16 protein-coding genes and 3 pseudogenes are annotated in these 16901 nt (G+C 68.8%); 6 read left to right on the top strand and 13 right to left on the bottom strand.

From position 1 onward, the window contains the following. Nucleotides 1-147: 147 nt before the first annotated feature. Together Manayef4_RS07545 and Manayef4_RS24815 are read right to left on the bottom strand one after the other, a co-directional pair. Entirely contained in the window at nucleotides 148-378 is a 231-nt protein-coding gene (locus Manayef4_RS07545) for a hypothetical protein (RefSeq protein WP_023840169.1), read from the bottom strand. Nucleotides 379-422: 44 nt separating this feature from the next. After that, nucleotides 423-575, bottom strand: coding sequence for a hypothetical protein (locus Manayef4_RS24815; protein ID WP_157493328.1), 153 nt, complete (start codon nucleotides 573-575; stop codon nucleotides 423-425). 526 nt (nucleotides 576-1101) lie between these two features. Between Manayef4_RS24815 and Manayef4_RS07540 the strand changes: the two are divergent. Next, nucleotides 1102-1345 (top strand): annotated as a pseudogene (locus Manayef4_RS07540) (transposase); the annotation flags it as partial. A gap of 267 nt (nucleotides 1346-1612) precedes the next feature. On the opposite strand, the gene Manayef4_RS07535 reads toward Manayef4_RS07540, so the two are convergent. The 8 genes and pseudogenes from Manayef4_RS07535 to Manayef4_RS07495 all read right to left on the bottom strand — a co-directional run bounded on the left by Manayef4_RS07535 (nucleotide 1613) and on the right by Manayef4_RS07495 (nucleotide 9120). Further along, the gene (locus tag Manayef4_RS07535; RefSeq protein WP_070131098.1) at nucleotides 1613-2761 is read right to left on the bottom strand and encodes an SRPBCC family protein; all 1149 of its coding nucleotides are present in this window, start codon (nucleotides 2759-2761) and stop codon (nucleotides 1613-1615) included. A 276-nt stretch (nucleotides 2762-3037) separates the two neighbouring features. Continuing rightward, nucleotides 3038-3874: a hypothetical protein gene (locus Manayef4_RS07530; RefSeq protein ID WP_254665511.1), complete on the bottom strand. Its 837-nt coding sequence runs from the start codon at nucleotides 3872-3874 to the stop codon at nucleotides 3038-3040. Nucleotides 3875-4248: 374 nt separating this feature from the next. After that, entirely contained in the window at nucleotides 4249-5280 is a 1032-nt protein-coding gene (locus Manayef4_RS07525; protein WP_070131096.1) for a 2OG-Fe(II) oxygenase family protein, read from the bottom strand. 31 nt (nucleotides 5281-5311) lie between these two features. Continuing rightward, nucleotides 5312-5551, bottom strand: a complete 240-nt coding sequence (locus Manayef4_RS25800; RefSeq protein WP_035941046.1) for a hypothetical protein — start codon at nucleotides 5549-5551, stop codon at nucleotides 5312-5314. A gap of 142 nt (nucleotides 5552-5693) precedes the next feature. After that, a pseudogene (locus tag Manayef4_RS25795) lies at nucleotides 5694-6191 on the bottom strand (ATP-binding cassette domain-containing protein); the annotation flags it as partial. A 26-nt stretch (nucleotides 6192-6217) separates the two neighbouring features. Continuing rightward, nucleotides 6218-7714 carry an ABC transporter permease subunit gene (locus Manayef4_RS25790; RefSeq protein ID WP_254665510.1) on the bottom strand — a complete coding sequence of 499 codons (1497 nt, stop codon included), beginning with the start codon at nucleotides 7712-7714 and terminating at the stop codon, nucleotides 6218-6220. A 6-nt stretch (nucleotides 7715-7720) separates the two neighbouring features. Next, the gene (locus Manayef4_RS07500) at nucleotides 7721-7984 is read right to left on the bottom strand and encodes a hypothetical protein (RefSeq protein WP_070131095.1); all 264 of its coding nucleotides are present in this window, start codon (nucleotides 7982-7984) and stop codon (nucleotides 7721-7723) included. Continuing rightward, nucleotides 7978-9120 carry an ABC transporter substrate-binding protein gene (locus tag Manayef4_RS07495; protein ID WP_175443341.1) on the bottom strand — a complete coding sequence of 381 codons (1143 nt, stop codon included), beginning with the start codon at nucleotides 9118-9120 and terminating at the stop codon, nucleotides 7978-7980. Before Manayef4_RS07495 ends, Manayef4_RS07500 begins: the two co-directional genes overlap by 7 nt. Nucleotides 9121-9307: 187 nt before the next feature. Here Manayef4_RS07495 and Manayef4_RS25785 point away from each other — a divergent pair, with 187 nt between their 5' ends. Together Manayef4_RS25785 and Manayef4_RS07485 are read left to right on the top strand one after the other, a co-directional pair. Beyond that, nucleotides 9308-9763, top strand: coding sequence for a hypothetical protein (locus tag Manayef4_RS25785; RefSeq protein ID WP_349257430.1), 456 nt, complete (start codon nucleotides 9308-9310; stop codon nucleotides 9761-9763). Between the two features lie 76 nt (nucleotides 9764-9839). Continuing rightward, nucleotides 9840-10289, top strand: a pseudogene (locus Manayef4_RS07485) (beta-eliminating lyase-related protein); the annotation flags it as partial. A gap of 89 nt (nucleotides 10290-10378) precedes the next feature. Here the strand turns inward: Manayef4_RS07485 and Manayef4_RS07480 are convergent. Beyond that, nucleotides 10379-11176 carry a VOC family protein gene (locus tag Manayef4_RS07480; RefSeq protein ID WP_070131130.1) on the bottom strand — a complete coding sequence of 266 codons (798 nt, stop codon included), beginning with the start codon at nucleotides 11174-11176 and terminating at the stop codon, nucleotides 10379-10381. A gap of 308 nt (nucleotides 11177-11484) precedes the next feature. Continuing rightward, nucleotides 11485-12885 (bottom strand): glutamate decarboxylase, encoded by a 1401-nt coding sequence (locus Manayef4_RS07475; RefSeq protein WP_070131093.1) that lies wholly within the window; start codon nucleotides 12883-12885, stop codon nucleotides 11485-11487. A 343-nt stretch (nucleotides 12886-13228) separates the two neighbouring features. Between Manayef4_RS07475 and Manayef4_RS07470 the strand changes: the two genes are divergently transcribed. The 3 genes from Manayef4_RS07470 to Manayef4_RS22620 all read left to right on the top strand — a co-directional run bounded on the left by Manayef4_RS07470 (nucleotide 13229) and on the right by Manayef4_RS22620 (nucleotide 16444). Beyond that, on the top strand, nucleotides 13229-13429 hold the full coding sequence (locus tag Manayef4_RS07470; RefSeq protein WP_011434652.1) for a hypothetical protein: 201 nt from the start codon (nucleotides 13229-13231) through the stop codon (nucleotides 13427-13429). Between the two features lie 91 nt (nucleotides 13430-13520). Further along, nucleotides 13521-14132 (top strand): hypothetical protein, encoded by a 612-nt coding sequence (locus Manayef4_RS07465; protein WP_011434651.1) that lies wholly within the window; start codon nucleotides 13521-13523, stop codon nucleotides 14130-14132. Nucleotides 14133-14806: 674 nt separating this feature from the next. After that, nucleotides 14807-16444, top strand: coding sequence for a mechanosensitive ion channel family protein (locus Manayef4_RS22620; protein WP_011434650.1), 1638 nt, complete (start codon nucleotides 14807-14809; stop codon nucleotides 16442-16444). Between the two features lie 134 nt (nucleotides 16445-16578). Here Manayef4_RS22620 and Manayef4_RS07455 read toward each other — a convergent pair whose 3' ends face one another. Next, complete coding sequence (locus tag Manayef4_RS07455) at nucleotides 16579-16887, bottom strand: GlsB/YeaQ/YmgE family stress response membrane protein (protein WP_011434649.1); 309 nt, start codon at nucleotides 16885-16887, stop codon at nucleotides 16579-16581. Nucleotides 16888-16901: the final 14 nt, after the last annotated feature.

Genomic DNA, 16901 nt, shown 5'->3' with positions numbered 1-16901 from the left:
GCTCCTTGAGGGGATCTCACGCGAAGACGGGATGCCGGATGCCCGCGTCCGGGCCATGGGCTACCGACGCCGCCGTGCTCGGGGCCGAAGTTCCTGGCCAGCCCGTACCAGCAGCCGAGCGGTCTGGCGGAATCGTCGACTCTGATCTCAGCCGATCCCGATGTCACTCACCCCGCCACGGCCAGGCCAGGCTGTCCACTGCCAGACCTCGGAGAACCTCTCGGTCCACCCCGGGTCGGCCTCCAGGTACGCCTTGATCAGCGGCTCGCACATGTCGCCCTCGTCCCGCTCCTCCGGCAACGCGGCACGAAGGTCGCCCGGCAACTCGCGAATCTGATCCCCACGGACGATAGTCTGCCGCACAGTTCTGACGATCATGCCAAGACCCTCGTGACACGGTCCRCACCCGGCTACAGACCGCCCTACACTGCGGCGGCCAGGTCCGGAGCAAGGCCCCAGCGAATGGCCGGTTTCCAGCCGGGCCAGAGGCCGGCCAGCAACGCCTTGTCCTTCTCCACCTGGTGGCGGCGGGTTCCCAGCCACGTGGTGAGGCCTGCCGGCTGGTGATCGACCATGACGCCAACGCCGCGTTCGACCTGGGCGGTTCGTCCACCGCGAGTACGCCAGCGACGTCAATCCCGCCCGTGGGAGARCGTCCGGCGCCGAGGCACAGCGAACATGACCCGACTGACAGTGTGGAGCGGTGCGTGAGGTTATGCCCCGTTGATCCGGTCAGCCCCCGCTGCAGGGCGCGGTCTGTGCGACAGCGATGAGCAGCAGGTGCTGGGCCGCAGCCCCGGTCCGCGTGTTGGCGGCTGCCGTCAGCTTGAGGCGGTCCAGGCGGGCTACTGAGTTTTAATCCGCGAAGTTGTGTGGAAGCACGATTATCCTTCACCTTATTGTGATCTCTGGGTGAGTGGTGCGCGTTCTGTTCGGGTAGCCGGCTGGTACGAGGTACGCGACGGGTGGCGGGCTGACCGCCACGGAACGGGATCGCCGGGAACCGGTCCGGAGGGACGCGGCCGAACGGTTCGCCCGGGACGAGCCGGTCGCACAGGTTGAAGCGGACCGGTGAAACACCGGGGCCGCCGCGACGAGCCGAAGTCGTTCTCCTGGCGGGACTATCCGGGATCTGGTCGTGGCCGTGCACAAGCGGCTGGGCCGGCCGGTCGTGCTGGTCTGGGACAACCTCAACCGGCACCTGTGCGCGGAGATGGCCGCTTTCATCGCTGCGAACACACTGTGGCTGACTGTGGTGGCGCTGCCCTCGTACGCGCCCGACCTGAACCCGGTGGAAGGGCTGTGGTCGGTACTCAAAGGCGGGCAGATCGCCAACCGGGCCTTCGACGACGTCGATCTGACCTTGAAACCATCATGATCCACGAAGTCATGATCCGACGACATCACGCATTAAAAATCAGTATTCCCGTCCACGCGGCCAGCGACCGACCACGCACTGCCGAAACCACACCGCCCGACTCTCAGCCCCGCGAGGGAGCTACCAGAGCCGCCACGCTTCGTAGTCGATCAATGCTGATTTGCTACCTCGCCGCAGCCCTGGGCCCCGGCCCACCCGCGCCAGGGGTCGGCGCGGGGCCCGTCCGGACCGGCGCTACCCGCCGAATGCGGCGAGCGCCTCGTCGATAACCGCATGACGATGGTGCAGCCCCGGCTCGTTGCGTCCGAAGACAAGCTCGGGCCGCACCCCCGACGCCATGTTCTTCTGGATGTCGATCGCCATGCGGTAGTCCTCGTCGCGCACCGTGGCGTGCGCGTACTCGAAGATCTCGTCCGCGGCGGTTCGCGTCGCCTCGTCCGTGAGATCCATCGGCGACGCGTTCTGGTGATAGGTGATCGAATGACCCGGTCCGCTCCCGGGATAGACCCGGAACACCTCGCCGTTGGCGACAGTGACCGACAGGACGATGTTGGGGAACAGTGCGTAGATCACCACGAGGTTGTGCAGTGGTTCCCATTCTTCCTCGGGCTTGTCCGCGAGGTCCGTGATGTGCCGCATCGGGAAGACCAGCCGATGGTGCGGGCCGAAGGAGTCGAACAGCGCGCAGTTGCTCTTGGTGATCAGCGCGAACGTGTCCCGGTGCACCGTGGCAAAATSATAGTTCTCGGCGAACGTGTCGAGCGCGAACTTCCAGTTGATCGGGAAGTCGAGCACCTTCTCGCCCACCGAGGCCCAGCTACCGATGTCCCAGGACGCGAGTTCCGGACCGAGCTCTCCCAGGTGGGCATCGATGTCCAGGGGACCGCTGTCCGGCTGGAGACCGACCCACAGGAATCCGGAATGCTCCGCGGCGGGCAGTTGCGTGAGACGGGGCTTCCCGGCCATCGTCGAGGGGAAACCTTCACGGCCGGGTCCGCCGACGAAGTCACCCTGGGCGTCATACACCCAGGCGTGATACGGGCAGACGAACCGCTCTGCCGCGCCACAGCCCTCCGCGACTGGCGCCTGGCGATGGGCGCAGACGTTYTGGAAAGCCCTGACCGTGCCGTCCTCGCCCCGGGTCAGAAGCACGGGAACGCCCATGACGGTCTTCGTGCAGTAGCTTCCGGGGGCCGGCAACTCAGAGCGGTAGCCGACAAGCTGCGGAGAGCGCAGGACAAGCTCGCGCTCGCGCTCGAAGCGTCCCTGGCCCGTGTACGCCAAGGCCGRCTGGCGGCGCTCCGCGGGCACCATGTCGGTCGTCTTGTCCATCGCGATTTTGAGCGCCCGTCGAGTGAGATCGATGAGCTCGTGGCGGTCGATCTGAGGCCTCCTTGATACGGCAGTCCTGATGCGGCGGTTACGTCATGCCGAGAGCACCGAAGTATCGGCACAAGATCGCATATGACGTGATAGCGGAATCGTATGTGCCTTCGGCCAAACGCCGTTGAGCCGGCATCGTCGAATTTCCAAAAGGAGCGACGGCGTCACTCTATGTGCAATATCTACAGTCATCCCGGAATGAATAGGCACCCTATGTCCTGGATATATCACCCTGCGTAGACGACGTCCGAGCGGGTGGTCAAGCCACGCGGGTGGTCAGGGCGTGCAGGTGCTGCCGGGCTGGCCGAAACCCGGYCGGGAGAGATCGAGGTCGATCCTGCTGTCCGGGCCGAGGACGCGCGGGCGTTCCAGGACGCATTCCCGATGCGTCGCGGTGTCGGTGACGGTGATGCGCTGCGGGCCGGCGTAGAGCGCTCCGCTGCTCCAGTCGGATGACCCGGTGCTGGTGCGGACGGCGAAGGAGGAGATCGGATAGCCGGTGGAGGAACGGGCGTGGCCGCCGAAGATGACGATCCGCACCCGGCCCGGTGCCGGCGGCCGGCCGCGGTCGGTCAGCTGCCCGCTGATCCGAGCGGTTCCGGGGTCGCCGAGGGCGGTGAGGGCGATGCGGCCGATGGCGACGGAGTACGTCCAGCCGTGTGTCCAATGGTCGAACCGGTCGATGTAGAAACGCGAATGGACGATCTCGGCGTCATGCGCCTGATCCGGGTAGAACTCGAACGACAGGCCGGCGGTGCGCGCTCCCCAGCCGGTCCGCAGCAGACCACCCCGGACCAGGTCGGGCTGGCTGTTGCTCATGAAGTAGCCAGCCGGGAAAAGCAGGCCTCCGCCGGGAGGGAAGCGGGAGTAGGTGGTGTAACTTCCCCGTTCCTGGCAGGCGTTGACGAAGGCGTCGCCCGTACGGGCCCGCGGGTCGTAGTTCTGGCAGGGAAGGTACGGTCGGCTGGTCGACCCGAGCACCAGGTCCACACCGACCGCACCGCCGATCGATGTCGGGCCCCCGTTTCGATCCGTGAACCCCTCGAAGGGAACCGCGACGCCCTCGCCGCGGGTGGGACCGCCGGCCGCCCTGACCGGCGACGATGTCGCCATGGAAAGTAAAATGATTACGGCCGCGAGCAGGAAAGCTCTCCTCCCGTCACGTGTCCTCGCGCTCCGGACCCGGGTACGAGCCAGCCCGCGGATCATGTCGACGTCCTCTCACCTGGGGAGCCTCTGCCATCAAGCCGATGACACACGCAGGGAGGGGTCGCGCCGGCGGTGCTTTCCATAACCGACACGCAGTCGTTGCGAAACCGCAAGGAGAATGTCCGCTCGTGATCAGCCTCCTGGAGCCCCTCGATACCCTCTCCGGCACGCGATTACGGCACGCGATTACGGCACCTGGGGAGCCGATCAGATGACGCATATGGGATGAGAGGGATGAAATGACCGGTCGGATTCCGACGGCAGTGCGGCCGCCCAGGTCAGCGGCCGGCGGAGGTCTCCGCAAGCTCCGAGACGAACGGACGGCCCTCCCGCCACGCGGCCACCTGCTCCGGCCGGCCGAAGACCTTCAGGTAGTTCTCGACGTTGGTCTCGTCGATCTCGCCCAGGACAACGGGCTCGAACTCCGTGCCGTCCTCCCCGACGAAGGCCGGCAGCGGTTCCAGCACGGTGTCCAGACTCGGATGGTAGAAGATCCCGGTCGACTGCCGGGTCGCACTGCCGCCGGCCACGACCCGGTGGCGGACGGGCCGGAACAGACCGTTGGTCCAGCGGGTGAGGATTGTCCCCGAGAACACCTGCAACGCCCCGGGCACGACGGGCACCGGAATCCAGGTGCCGTCGGCCTGTTGCGCCTGGAGCCCGGAGTACTCGCCGTGCTGGTGCAGGATGGTCACCGCCGAGCCGTCCGTGTGCTCCAGCAGGAGAAGCTTCTCCTCCTCAGCGACCGTGTCCGGGTAGGTCCAGGTCGGGTAGTCGTTGACGATCATGTTGATGTGGTGCGGCTCGGCGTCCGGGAAGCTGCCTGCCGGTAGTCCGAGYAGCCGCTCGTACAGGCCGAGCACCCGCTGGGCCAGCACCACGGCCGCCTTGGCGTAGGCGAAGGTGACCCCGCGCAGGTCGGGGTCCTCCKGCGGCCAGACGTTGCCGTGTTTGTAGAGCCCGAGCCACCGTTCGGACACGCCTGCGGCGGCGGCATCGGCCGGGTTGTCGAACTGGCCCACGGAATACCGTTCGAGTTCGAGGCGGCCGAGGTCRTCGGGCCACTGCCGCCAGCCCCGGAAGGGGTGTCCGGTGGGKCTGGCCAACTTCGCCTTCTCCGGCCGCGGCAGACGCAGGACGCGCTCGACCCGACGCTCGAAATCCTCGATCAGCTCCAGCGGAACGCCGTGGTTGACCACCTGGATCAGGCCGATCCGCTCGGCCGCCTCGCGCACGCGCAGCAGCAGGTCCGCGGGCGCGTCCTCGGCCAGCGCCGCTTCCAGGTCGATGGCGGGAATCTCGTCGGTCATGGCAGGGGCGTCCTCTCCGGTTTCTCCGACATCAGACATTCTCCTTCTCCGCCATCACCCCGGTGCCCGCCGCCGGCAGTGGCGGGAGCACAGGCAGATCGGCGGCGTCCAGATGGCAGTGCACCGCGCGGCCGCCGGGGGAGTCGGCGACGGGGGCGAGCGGCGGCTCGGACGCATGGCACACCTCGTCGGCGAGCGCACACCGGTCGGCGAAGGTGCAGCCCACCGGCCGGTCGGTCGGCGGCGGCGGTTGCCCGGGCACCGCCGGCATCCTGCGTTCCCGCCTGCTCACCCCCACCCGCGGGACGGCGGCGACAAGGCCGGTGGTCGGCTCGTCCAGGACGAGCAGGCGGGGGCTGCCCGAGGGCCGCTGCGATGCCGACCCGCTGCTGCTGGCCCCCGGAGAGTTCGTGCGGCCAGCGTCGCGCGATCGTCGCGGGCGCTGGCAGCCGCACCGCGCCGAGCAGCTCGACGGCCCGGGACCGGGCCTCGGCCCGGGATAGCCCCGCCAGCCGGCAGGCCTCCGCCACCTGCGCGCCGACCCGCACGGTGGGGTCCAGGCTGCTGCTCGTGCCCTGGTGGACCATAGCGAAGGCGTCGGCCCGCCACCGCCTGCGCTCCCGGGCGGACAGGGCCCGCACGTCCATCCCGTCGAGCACGATGCGGCCGGCGTCGATGGCACCCCCGCCGGGCAGCACGTCCGCGAGCGCTGCGGCCAGCGTGCTCTTGCCGCACCCCGACTCTCCGACCAGGCCGTAGGTCTCGCCGGGTCGGACCCGCAGGCTGACGCCGTCGACCGCAACGGCCGGTCCGCCGGACGATGGGTAGCTCACCGTCAGTCCATCGACGACAAGCCCCCCGGCGGCCACGGCCTCGCCCACCACCGGGCCGCCCACCGCCTGGCCATTCATCGCCTGGCCATTCATCGCCGCGTCGCTCATCGCCGGGTCTCCTGTTCCCGCAGGGTGTCGGCGATCAGCGCGACACCGATGACGAGACTTCCGACGGCGAGCGCCGGGAACAGCACCGTCCACCAGCCCTGCTGGAGGAAGACCCGGTTGTCGGCCACGGAGGCCCCCCACTCCGGGGATCCCGGTGGCTGGCCGAGTCCGAGAAAGGACAGGGTCGAGGCGGCGAAGACCGCGTCGCCCAGCGACGACGGCGCCTCGACCAGCACGGTTCCGGTCACGTTGGGCAGCACCTCCCGCCACAGCAGCGACCAGAACGGCTCGCCGCGCAGCCGGGCGGCCTCGACATAGGGCTTCTCCCACTCGACCAGCACGGCCGCCCGCACACTGCGGGTCACGATCGGGACGAAGAACGTTCCGATGACCAGGACGAGGGTGGTCGTCGAGCGGCCCACGAGCGCCACCACCACCACGGCCGCGACCAGATTCGGGAAGACCGCGAGCACGTCGACGACCGCGAACGACGGCCGGCGGACGAGCCGCCGCTGGTCTAGCGATCCGCGCCGTCGGCGGTGCGTCGGATCCGCCGCCGACCGGCCCGGCGCACCGCCGACCGCGGGGCCAGCCGCGACGCTCGCCGCGGAATCCACCGTGATGTCGTTCACCGCGCCCTCCCCACCCGCACGCGCGGATCGAGCGGCGCGTACACCAGGTCGGCGACGACGTAGATGCCCATTCCCACCGCGCCGAGCACGATCGCGCCGGCCTGCAGGGTCGGCACGTCCTTGCTGGTCGCCAACGACAGCAGCTGGTCGCCGACGACAGCAGCAGGTCGCCGACGACAGCAGCAGGTCGCCGATGCCCTGGTAACCGAACAGCAGCTCGACGGTCACCAGTCCCGCGAGCAGGAACTGCAGCTGCACGGCGAGCGCGCTCGTCGCCGGCACCAGCGAGTTGCGCAGCACGTGCCCTCGCACGAGCTGCGCCTCGGACATGCCACGCACCCGCATCGCCCGGATGAACGGGCTAGCGAGGACCGCGGCTGTACTCGCCCGCACGTGCCTGGCGACATAGCCGGTGCACAGCAGGACCAGGCAGACCGCGGGCAGCAGCAGATRCCGGATCGAGGTCAGCGGATCAGCCCCCGGCGGTGCCTGCGCCGACGAGGGCAGCCAGTGCAGCTTCACGCTGAAGACCACCAGCAGGACGAAGGCGAGCAGGGCAAGCGTCGCGCTGTCGAGCAGACGTTCGATCACCAGCGGGCGAACGTCGACCCCGAGCGTGTAGGAGCGCCCCCAGTCACCGGTGACGAACCCACCCAGCCAGTGCAGGTAGCGGGGCATCAGCGGCTCGTCGAGACGCAGCTGGTGGCGCAGCGCGTCCACCGACGCCTGGCTGGCCTCCCGACCCAGCACGACGCGCGCCACGTCGCCGGGGATCAGTTCGGTGGCGATGAACACCAGGAAGCTGACCGCCAGCATGGTGACGGGGATCGCCGCCAACCTCCGGGCCAGGAAACGCACCATGCCGGATCAGGCCCGGCTCACGGTTGTCAGGTCGAGGAAGGCCGACGGGTGGGCGCGTAGCCCCCTGACCCGGTCGGACCGGTAGGCCCGGACGGCCCCGGACCACACGGTGATGATGACCGGCACGTCCTCGTGAAGGGCCCGCGCGATGATCTCGGCCTGCTTCTTCCGCTCGGCGGGGCCGGTCGCGGCGTCGTAGGCGTCGGCCGCGGCGTCCAAGGCGGGGTTGGCGTATTTCGAACCGTTCCAGACCCCGTGGCTCTTCACCATCGGGATGATGAACTGGCTCGGCGTCGGGCGGCCCACCCAGCCGACGAGGTTCGCGGTGGTGAACAGCCAGGGGGTGTCGGTCTCCTGATTGCCGCCGTAGAACACGTCGGAGGTCTGCTGGTCGAGATCGACGGTGATCCCCACCTGCTTGAGCTGGTCCTGGATGACCAGCGCGTAGGCCTTGTTCGGGGCGTCGAAGCTGAGGGTGAACCGCAGATTCTCGACCCCGCGGCGGACAGCAGCGACCGGACCTTCGCCGCGTCCTTCGCGCGTTGCGCGAGGTCCTTCGGTGCGGCCGCGAACGCGGGCGCGAGAAGGTGGTCGTTGCCGATGACGCCGACCCCGTTGTAGACGGCGGTGAGGACACCCGGCCGGTCCAGCGCGTAGGAGATGGCCTGCCGGACCTCCTTCTTCGTGAACGGCGGCCTGTCGACGCGTAGGGTGAACGCGGTCAGGCTGGTACCRCTGGCCTTGTCGACGGCGATGGAGTTGCTTCCGGCGATCGGGACGACGAGGTCGGCCTCGGACAGGATCTGCGCGTCGATGGCGCCGCTCTGCAATGCCAGTAGGTCGGCCTGGGCGTCCTTGTGGAAGGTCACCTTGACGCCGTCGAGGTACGGCTTGCCGGCGTCCCGGTACTTCGGGTTGCGGCGCAGTGAGGCTCCCTGGCCGACGTCGTAGGAGTCGAGCCGGAACGGCCCGGTGCCGATCGCCTTCGTGGCGAACGTGCCGACCTTGTAGTCGCTCTTGAGCACGACCGCGTTGTAGTTGCCCGCGGAGACCAGGTAWGGGAAGTCGGAGAACGGCCGCTCGAGGTGGAAGACCACCGTGTCCGCCCCCGACACBGCCACGCCGCCGGCCTTGAGGACTGACGCGAAGGCGGACAAGGCGGCGGACTTGTTCGCCGGGTCCAGCAGCCGGTCGAACGACGCCTTCACGGTCGGCGCGTCCAGCGGGGTGCCGTCAGRGAAGAGCACGCCCTTGCGCAACGTGAACGACCAGGTGCGTCCCGCGGCGCCTGACGCGCCGGCCGCGCCCGTGTCCGCGCTGGATCCGGAGCTGCCGCAGGCCGCGAGGAACGCGGCGATACCGCCCGCGCCGCTAATAGCCGAGGGTCGGGCACAGTGCAATGACACGTACCCATACAACCTTAAGTACACGAGCGATATACGTTCCGTATGCCATGCTCGACCGATCGCTACGTCGCTACGCTAAGACCGCGGTGTGCGCACTACGATTGACCTACCTGACGATCTTCATCGGCAGGCGATGTCGATCGCGCGAGACACATCGCGGACCTTGAGCGAGACCGCCGCCGATCTCATGCGCCGCGGGCTGGGGCAGGGCCGGCCCACCCATGCCTACCTGCCCTTCGATCTGACCGTTCCCCCGGACACGCCACCGCGCGAGGTKCTCCAGGTCATCACCGCGTGCGGTGGACTGCTCAGCAGCGCGCTGGCCACCGCCGACCCCGCAACGCAGGCCTGGCATTGGGGGCCATGCGATCCCGAAGGCTTCGCGGCGATGGGCGTCGCCGAAATCCTCCTCCATACCTGGGACATCGCCGCGGGGCTGACGGTCCCCTGCCGGTTCCCAGCACCCCYGGGCATACGGGTGCTTCGCCGTCTGTTCCCCGATGCACCGGACGGAGACCCGGCTCAGGTGCTGCTGTGGTGCACCGGCCGGAGTGAGCTCGACGGCCGGCCTCGACGCACTTCTTGGAGGTGGGAGGCGACCACCAGCGCACGGCCGTTCCAGCAGCCCGCTCCACAGGTCTGACCCGGTTCAGCGTCCTGTGAGCGGTCCACCGGCCTGCCCGCGAGGTGGGCGGATCCGCTCCACTCGGCCAACGGTTTCCGGCGGCCGGGTCTGGTCGCTCGGCCGGCTGGCGGAGTTCCGTGCCATCGCCGACTCCGCCGGCGTGACGCTGCACTGCGACGGCGCGCGGCTGTGGAACGCCGCGGTCGCAAGCGCCGTCCCGCCGCGGCGCCTCGCGGCCGCTTTCACGACCCTGTCGGTGTGCCTGTCCAAGGGGCTGGGCGCGCCGGTCGGCTCTCTGGTCGTCTGTGATACCGGCCGCGTCGGCACCGTCCGGGAGTGGCGCCGCCGGCTCGGCGGCGGGATGCGCCAAGCCGGCGTGTTGGCCGCGGCCGGCCTGCACGCGCTGCACCACCATGTCGACCGGCTCGCGGAGGACCATCAACGCGCTGCCGAGCTCGCCGCGCTGCTGGCCGACGCCGCACCCGGCCGCGTCGACCCGAAGGCGGTGGAGAGCAACATGGTGCTGGTCCAGGTCACCGACGCCGGGGCCGACGGTAACGGGCCAGCCCTCGGTTCCCGCAACGACAGTGCCGTGCCCCAGGCACATCCGCGGCGGGAACCAGGCCGGGCGGGTCAGCTCGCGGCGGCGGGGGCGGGCTCAGACTTGGTCGGGCCGACCAGCTTGAACACGGCGCCGGTTGGGTCGGCGGCGACCGCGAGGCGGCCGTAGGGGGTGTCCTCGGCGGGCAGCACCACCGACCCACCGAGTTCGGCGGTCTTCGCGAGCGCCGCGTCGGTGTCCCGCACGGCGAAGTACACCGACCAGTGCGCCGGGACGCCCTCGGCCAGGAAGCCCGCCGCGTCCATGATGCCGGCAAGCGCGCCCTCGTCCTTGCCGAAGGTCGCGTAGCGGAACTCCGGGGTGTCGCTGACGACGTGAACGTCCCAGCCGAACACGTCCCGGTAGAAGCCGACAGCCGCAGCGTAGTCGCGGGTGAGCAGTTCGAACCAGCCGGGGGCGCCCGGCTCGGCAAGCACCCCGAAACCACGGTGCAGCCCCGGCTGCCACATGCCGATCGCCGCGCCGGCAGCGTCGGTCACGACGGCCATGACGCCGAGCTCTCCGACGACCATCGCCGGGACGATCACCTGACCCCCGTGGTCCACGGCGGCGGCGACGGTCTTCTCGGCATCCGGCGTGGCCAGGTAGACCRACCAGCCATCCGGGACGGCCTCGTCCGGCTTGGGYATACAGCCGGCGACCTGGACACCGTCCTTCGTGAAGGTGAAGTACCCGCCGAACTCCTCAGCGGGATCCTCCGCCGTCCAGCCGAACAGCTCGCTGTAGAACGTCCGAGCCCGGGCCGGGTCGGAGGTCATCAGGTCGACCCAGCAGGGCGCTCCGGCCGGGGCGGTCTCTCGAGTGGGCATGATGTGCTCCTTCGTGTCGTGCGGACCCGTATCAGGCGGACCGTGCCACATCACCTTGGACCCCGGCACCGACAAAAATTCCTCGGCGGCCCGCGGCGCTTCTCCGAGCTCCAAGTGCTGCCGCGTGGCATCACGCCCAGGGTGCTCACCGAGTCCCTGCGCGGCCTGGGACGCGATGGCCTCCCCACCGGTCCACATATGTGGAGGTACCCCCGCTGTGGAGGTACCCCCGCGGATCGAGTACACACTGACCCCCCGCGGGCACTCGGTCGTCTTCGGCGGGTTCGCCCCCGCGCCCGGCGCCCGGCTCAGTGGTGGAACGATGACTCGCCGGGCCGGTCGCCCGCGGTGCGCCGGCCCGGATGGGCCAGCCGGTTCACCACCCGGCGCAGGTCGGCGATGAGCAGCCCGGCGAGGTCCCGGCTGAACTCGTGACGCACGACGACCCGCAACACCGCGAGATCGGTCAGCCCCGGCGGGAACCGGTAGGCGGGCACCAGCCAGCCACGGGTGCGCAGCAGCTCGGAGACGTCGAAGACGGTGTAGTCCGTGATGTCGTCACGGAGCTTGAACGCGAACGCCGGAATGCCGCTACCGTCGGAGACCAGTTCGAACGGCCCCATCGCCGCCACCTCGGCGGCCAGCCAGCGGGCGTTGTCCCGACACGCCTGGGCCACCCGGYGGTAGCCCTTATAGCCCAGTTGCAGCAGGGTGTAGTACTGCGCGACGACCTGTGCGCCCGGCCGGGAGAAGTTCAGCGCGAAGGTCGGCATCGTCCCGCCCAGATAGTCCACCTGGAAGACGAGTTCGGCCGGTAGATGCGCCCGGTCGCGCCACAGCACCCAGCCCACCCCCGGATAGACCAGGCCGTACTTGTGCCCGGAGGTGTTGATGGACACCACCCGGTCGAGCTGAAAGTCCCAGACCAGATCGGGGTCGCAGAACGGGGCGATGAACCCGCCGGACGCGGCATCCACGTGTACCGGAACATCGGGCCCTCCGGAGGCGGCGAGGTGGTCCAGCGCGGCCACGATCCCGGCGACCGGCTCGTAGCTGCCGTCGAACGTCGAGCCGAGGATCGCCACCACGCCGATGGTGTTCTCGTCGCAGTGCGCCACGGCCTCGTCGGCGGTCAGATGCGTGCGCCCCGGCGCCATCGGCACCAGCCGTGCCTCCACGTCCCAGTACCGGGCGAACTTCTCCCAGCACACCTGCACGTTGACACCCATGACGATGTTCGGCCGGTCGGCCGGGGCGCCGGCGGACCGGCGACGCGCCCGCCAGCGGCGGATCATGGCAAGCCCGGCGAGCATGYACGCCTCGGACGACCCCGTGGTCGAGCAGCCGACCGCGTGCTCGGCGTCGGGGGCGTGCCACAGGTCGGCGAGGATGTTGACGCAGCGTTCTTCCAGCRCCGCCGTCTGCGGATACTCATCCTTGTCGATCATGTTCTTCGGGGCGCACTCGGCCATCAGCCGGTCGGCGTACGAGTCCATCCAGGTGGTCACGAACGTGGCCATGTTCAGCCGCGCCTTGCCGTCGAGCATCAGCTCGTCGTGGACAATCTGGTAGGCCGTCTCCGGCGCAATCGACTCCTGCGGCATCCGGAACCGCGGGACTACGACCTCCTCGCCCAGCGGGGCCAGGTGCGGCCGTACGTCGACCGTCTCCTCCGCCCGATCACCACTCGCCTGACGATGTAGAGCCATCCTGGATAAAYCTCCTAGCCGCGCCGCTGCGATACCGGTTTCAGGCCATGGCCCCCGAGCGGCGCAGCGAGCGGAGCACCTGCTCCTGCTGATGYGGGAGCAGCGTCGGATCGCGTGCGCCGAGCGCGCGCCGCAGCAGGTCGTCCGCTCGAGTGTCCTCGCCGGCGGCCGCGCCACATCAGCGGCACGCCACCGGACCGGACCACTATCCGGCCCGTCCGGCAAGGCGACCGTACCGGCCGCGACCGGCACAAAGTAGCTCGACKGGCACGCTCGATGTTGCCAGCGGTGGACCACTTTCGACTTCTCTCCGCTGCCGACCAATCCGAAGGTTCCCCACGGTGTGTTTCTCGTATGGATCACCTACACCGATGGGGCGGTGAATCTCAGCGGCGAACGCTGGATCAACCACCCGGACGGCTATGCCATGACGAATCTCTCCGTGCGGCCCCGCGCCGGCCATCCCGATCAACTGATGGGCCGGGTTCATCTGCAGGGATGCAGCGGTTACGCCGTCGACCCGATCTTAAAACCCGGCCGGTGACCGAACCACCGAACGCCAGGATGGGTGACTGCCGCGGGTTCAGCGCTCCAGGCCGTTACCTTCCGGCCCGGTGAACAGGCAGGATCGATCTGTGCGGACACGGCGGGCATCAGAGGAGGACTGGGGCGCGATCTGGCCGATCTGGCGGGCCGTTGTGGTCGAGGGCGAGACTTGCGCCTGGACACCGGACACCGACGAGGAGGTCGCGAAAAGCGCGTGGATGCTGCCCCCGCCGGCCGAGGTTCTGGTGATGGAGGAGGACGGCCCGGGCGACACCTCGATCGTCGCGACCGCGCTGCTCACACCGAGTCAGCCGGGTCTGGGAGATCATGTCGTCCAGGCGATGCTGCTCGTTGATCCTAAGCGGGTGGATCACGGGGCTCCGCGCGGCGGGGCCGGAATGTACCGGGGCTACGGGCCGTACGGGGGACGTAGCTACTACGGCGGCCGGGGAGCCGAAGGCGACCGCTGGGAGAGCGTCAGCCGGCAGGCCGCGGAGCAGATGATCGAGTACGCGGCCGATCTCGGCTACCGGGCGATGCAGCTCAACGCCGTCGTCGCAGCCAATCCACGGTTGGTCGCGCTGTGGCGCTCGCTGGCGTTCCGCCTCGTCGGGACCCTTCCGGCGGCCTTCCGCCATCCTTGGCTCGGCGACGTCGACCTCCACGTGATGTACCGCTTCCTGCCCCCCCGGGAACATTGATCTAGCGACAACTGCTACGAACACCGGCGTCTCCACGTAGGCGGGGCGATACCCCAGGTCCGCCAGCGACACACTCCCATACCCCTTCCGCACCTGGACGAACGATTCTACAGCAGGAGCATCGCCTCCAGTCCCACTTTCGTCGCCGTGAATGGGTKGCRGTCGCATTCTGGTCCGCGTCGAACTCGACGTGTTCCACCACGGCCGGCTCGGCGCCGAGCAGTTGACACCATATCTTGCAGACCCGCGTACCTTTCTTCCCTGCCAGGTAGCTATTTTCAACGAGACACAATCTGGCGACGGAGGACGGCGTGTTTCCGCGAAGGACCCGTTCGTGTCACGATCACACCTATGGCGACGCCGGTAGAACCACGTTTTTCTTGTCCGCACCACACGTCTATATTCGTGAACGAAGTCGGATGGGGACCCACCGCAATCGTCCGCCCCACCCTTCAGGCAGACGTGATTCGGATCACTTCATTGGATCTGAATGTTCCGGGCAGACCAACCCCATGCATGTGACTGCTACGCCCTCGCTGCGACTGCCATCGGAGCCCTGCGCTGGGCCMCGGCRCGGGGAACGGCAACCGGGCACACTGTGACCCGGACCCGTATCCCAGGCCGACATCGAGCCTTTTCATCCCTGACCATGGCCCAGGACGAGKAGCCTGTCTGTGCGTCTGAGCGCCGCGCCCGATCTGTCCTTCTCCGACATGCAATCGACCGTCGCCGTCCTGACGATCCTGGGCGGTGCGGTCCTGCTGGCCCTGGCCGTCTCCGTATTGCTGCACCGCATGGCCAGACGGATCGGCCGCCATTCGGAGATCGTCGCCGATCTCGCACAGCGCGGTAAGCGGCCGACGCGACTCACGCTCGTGCTGGTGGCCCTGCTCGTCGGCCTCACCTCCACGGCTGAACAGACCTGGACCGGGGCAGCCCTGCGAGTGTCTAATGTCGCCCTTATCGCTGGAATCGCCTGGTGCGTCACGGTGCTCGCGTTCGCCTTCGAGGACCTCGCGCTCGCCCGCTACCGAATGGATATCGTCGACAACCGGCATGCCCGCCGGGTGCGCACCCAGGTCACCCTGCTCCGACGGATCACGGTGGCCATCATCTCGATCATCGCGGGCGCCTCGATGCTCATGACGTTCCCGAGCGTCCGCGTCGCCGGCGCCAGCATCTTCGCCTCGGCCGGCGTGGTCGGCATCGTCGCGGGGTTGGCCGCCCAGACCTCACTGTCCAACGTCTTCGCCGGACTCCAACTGGCCTTCACCGACGCCATCCGGGTCGACGATGTGGTGGTGGTCGAGAAGGAGTGGGGCAGGATCGAGGAGATCACTCTCACCTACGTCGTCGTCCACATCTGGGATGACCGGCGGATGGTCCTTCCGTCGACCTACTTCACCACGACACCGTTCCAGAACTGGACCCGCAAGGAGTCCGCGGTCCTCGGTGCCGTCGAGCTGGACCTGGACTGGGCAATCCCGATCGACGAGATGCGGGCCGAGATGCACCGGGTCCTGGACGCCACGGACCTGTGGGACAAGCGAGTCTGCGTCCTGCAGGTCACCGACGCCATCGATGATCACATCCGCATCCGCGTCCTGGTCAGCGGCAAGGACGGACCGACCGTGTTCGACCTGCGCTGCCACATGCGCGAGGCACTCGTCCGATGGGTCCAGCACAACCATCCGACAGCTCTGCCCCGGACCCGCATCGAGTTCGACGCCTCCGCGCACCTGCTCGGTCTGCGCATCCCGGATCAGGGCCGGGCCGATGACCGCGACGGCCGCCACCCCGATCCGTCCGGCAACGGCCGGCACAACTATCTCCACGGCCGCGACCATCCCCACGGCGACCATCCCGATGGAGACCATCCCGACGGCAGGTCCGACCGGCTCCGCAAGACGAACGGCATCCGCCGCGGCGAAGAACCAGCGCGGGCGGTTCCCGTCCCAGTGCAAGGTCTCCTCTCCCCCACGATCATGGATGCCACGAACTCGGCCGCGGTTACCGCCGCCGGCAGCGCGAGCCGGGAGGCGGAGACCGGTACGGACGGCGGGACGAGCACCGCGCCCACGGGTGCGCCTGCCGACGCCGCCGAGGACGCCCGGCTGTTCTCCGGCGCGAGTGCCGACGCCGCGGAACGGGCGCGGAACTTCAGCGAGACCAGCGAGACCAGCGAGCATGACAGCTCCGCTTCTTCTCCACCGCCCCGCGACGACGACGACGATGACGACGCGGCGCAGCCAGGGGAATCGACCCGACGCCAAACGACACCGCAGGCGCCAAACGACACCACAGGCGCATAACGACACCACCGAAGGCTCCGGCCCAGCTCCTCCGCAGGTGGAGGACCCAGGCCGAAGCAGGCGTCGGGTCAGAGCAGGTGCTCTGTGTGCTGCTGACCGGATCGCGGTCACCCGGTCGCCGGCGGGTATCGCGATTACCGGCGGGCGTAACGACGGCTGCGGGTCGACCCCGACCGGCCGCCGTGGCCCCCCACGTTCCGCCACACCAGGAGAACCAGGATGGCACCGATGATGGACCCGAGAATGCCGGACGGCTGCAGAGCGCCTTCGCCGACATCCTTATTGAACAGGACGTAGCCGAGGAATCCTCCGACGAAAGATCCGATGATTCCCACCACAATGGTGCCGAGAATCCCGATGGGATCCCGGCCGGGCAGCAACACGCGTGCRACGGCCCCGGCGACAAGTCCGAGCAGAATCATGACGACGATGAAGGTGATCATTAGTTTTCTCCCTA

Source organism: Frankia sp. CgMI4 (assembly GCF_001756285.1).
Taxonomy (GTDB): Bacteria; Actinomycetota; Actinomycetes; order Frankiales; family Frankiaceae; genus Frankia; species Frankia casuarinae.
Note: the sequence above shows the minus strand (reverse complement) of the source record. Positions and strands in the feature narration are given on the sequence as shown.

What these genes read in the sequence shown, in the direction of transcription:
- Manayef4_RS07545 (WP_023840169.1), bottom strand. Translation starts at nt 378, where the DNA reads ATGATCGTCAGAACTGTGCGGCAGACTATCGTCCGTGGGGATCAGATT.
- Manayef4_RS24815 (WP_157493328.1), bottom strand. Translation starts at nt 575, where the DNA reads ATGGTCGATCACCAGCCGGCAGGCCTCACCACGTGGCTGGGAACCCGC.
- Manayef4_RS25800 (WP_035941046.1), bottom strand. Translation starts at nt 5,551, where the DNA reads ATGCCGGCGGTGCCCGGGCAACCGCCGCCGCCGACCGACCGGCCGGTG.
- Manayef4_RS07500 (WP_070131095.1), bottom strand. Translation starts at nt 7,984, where the DNA reads ATGGTGAAGAGCCACGGGGTCTGGAACGGTTCGAAATACGCCAACCCC.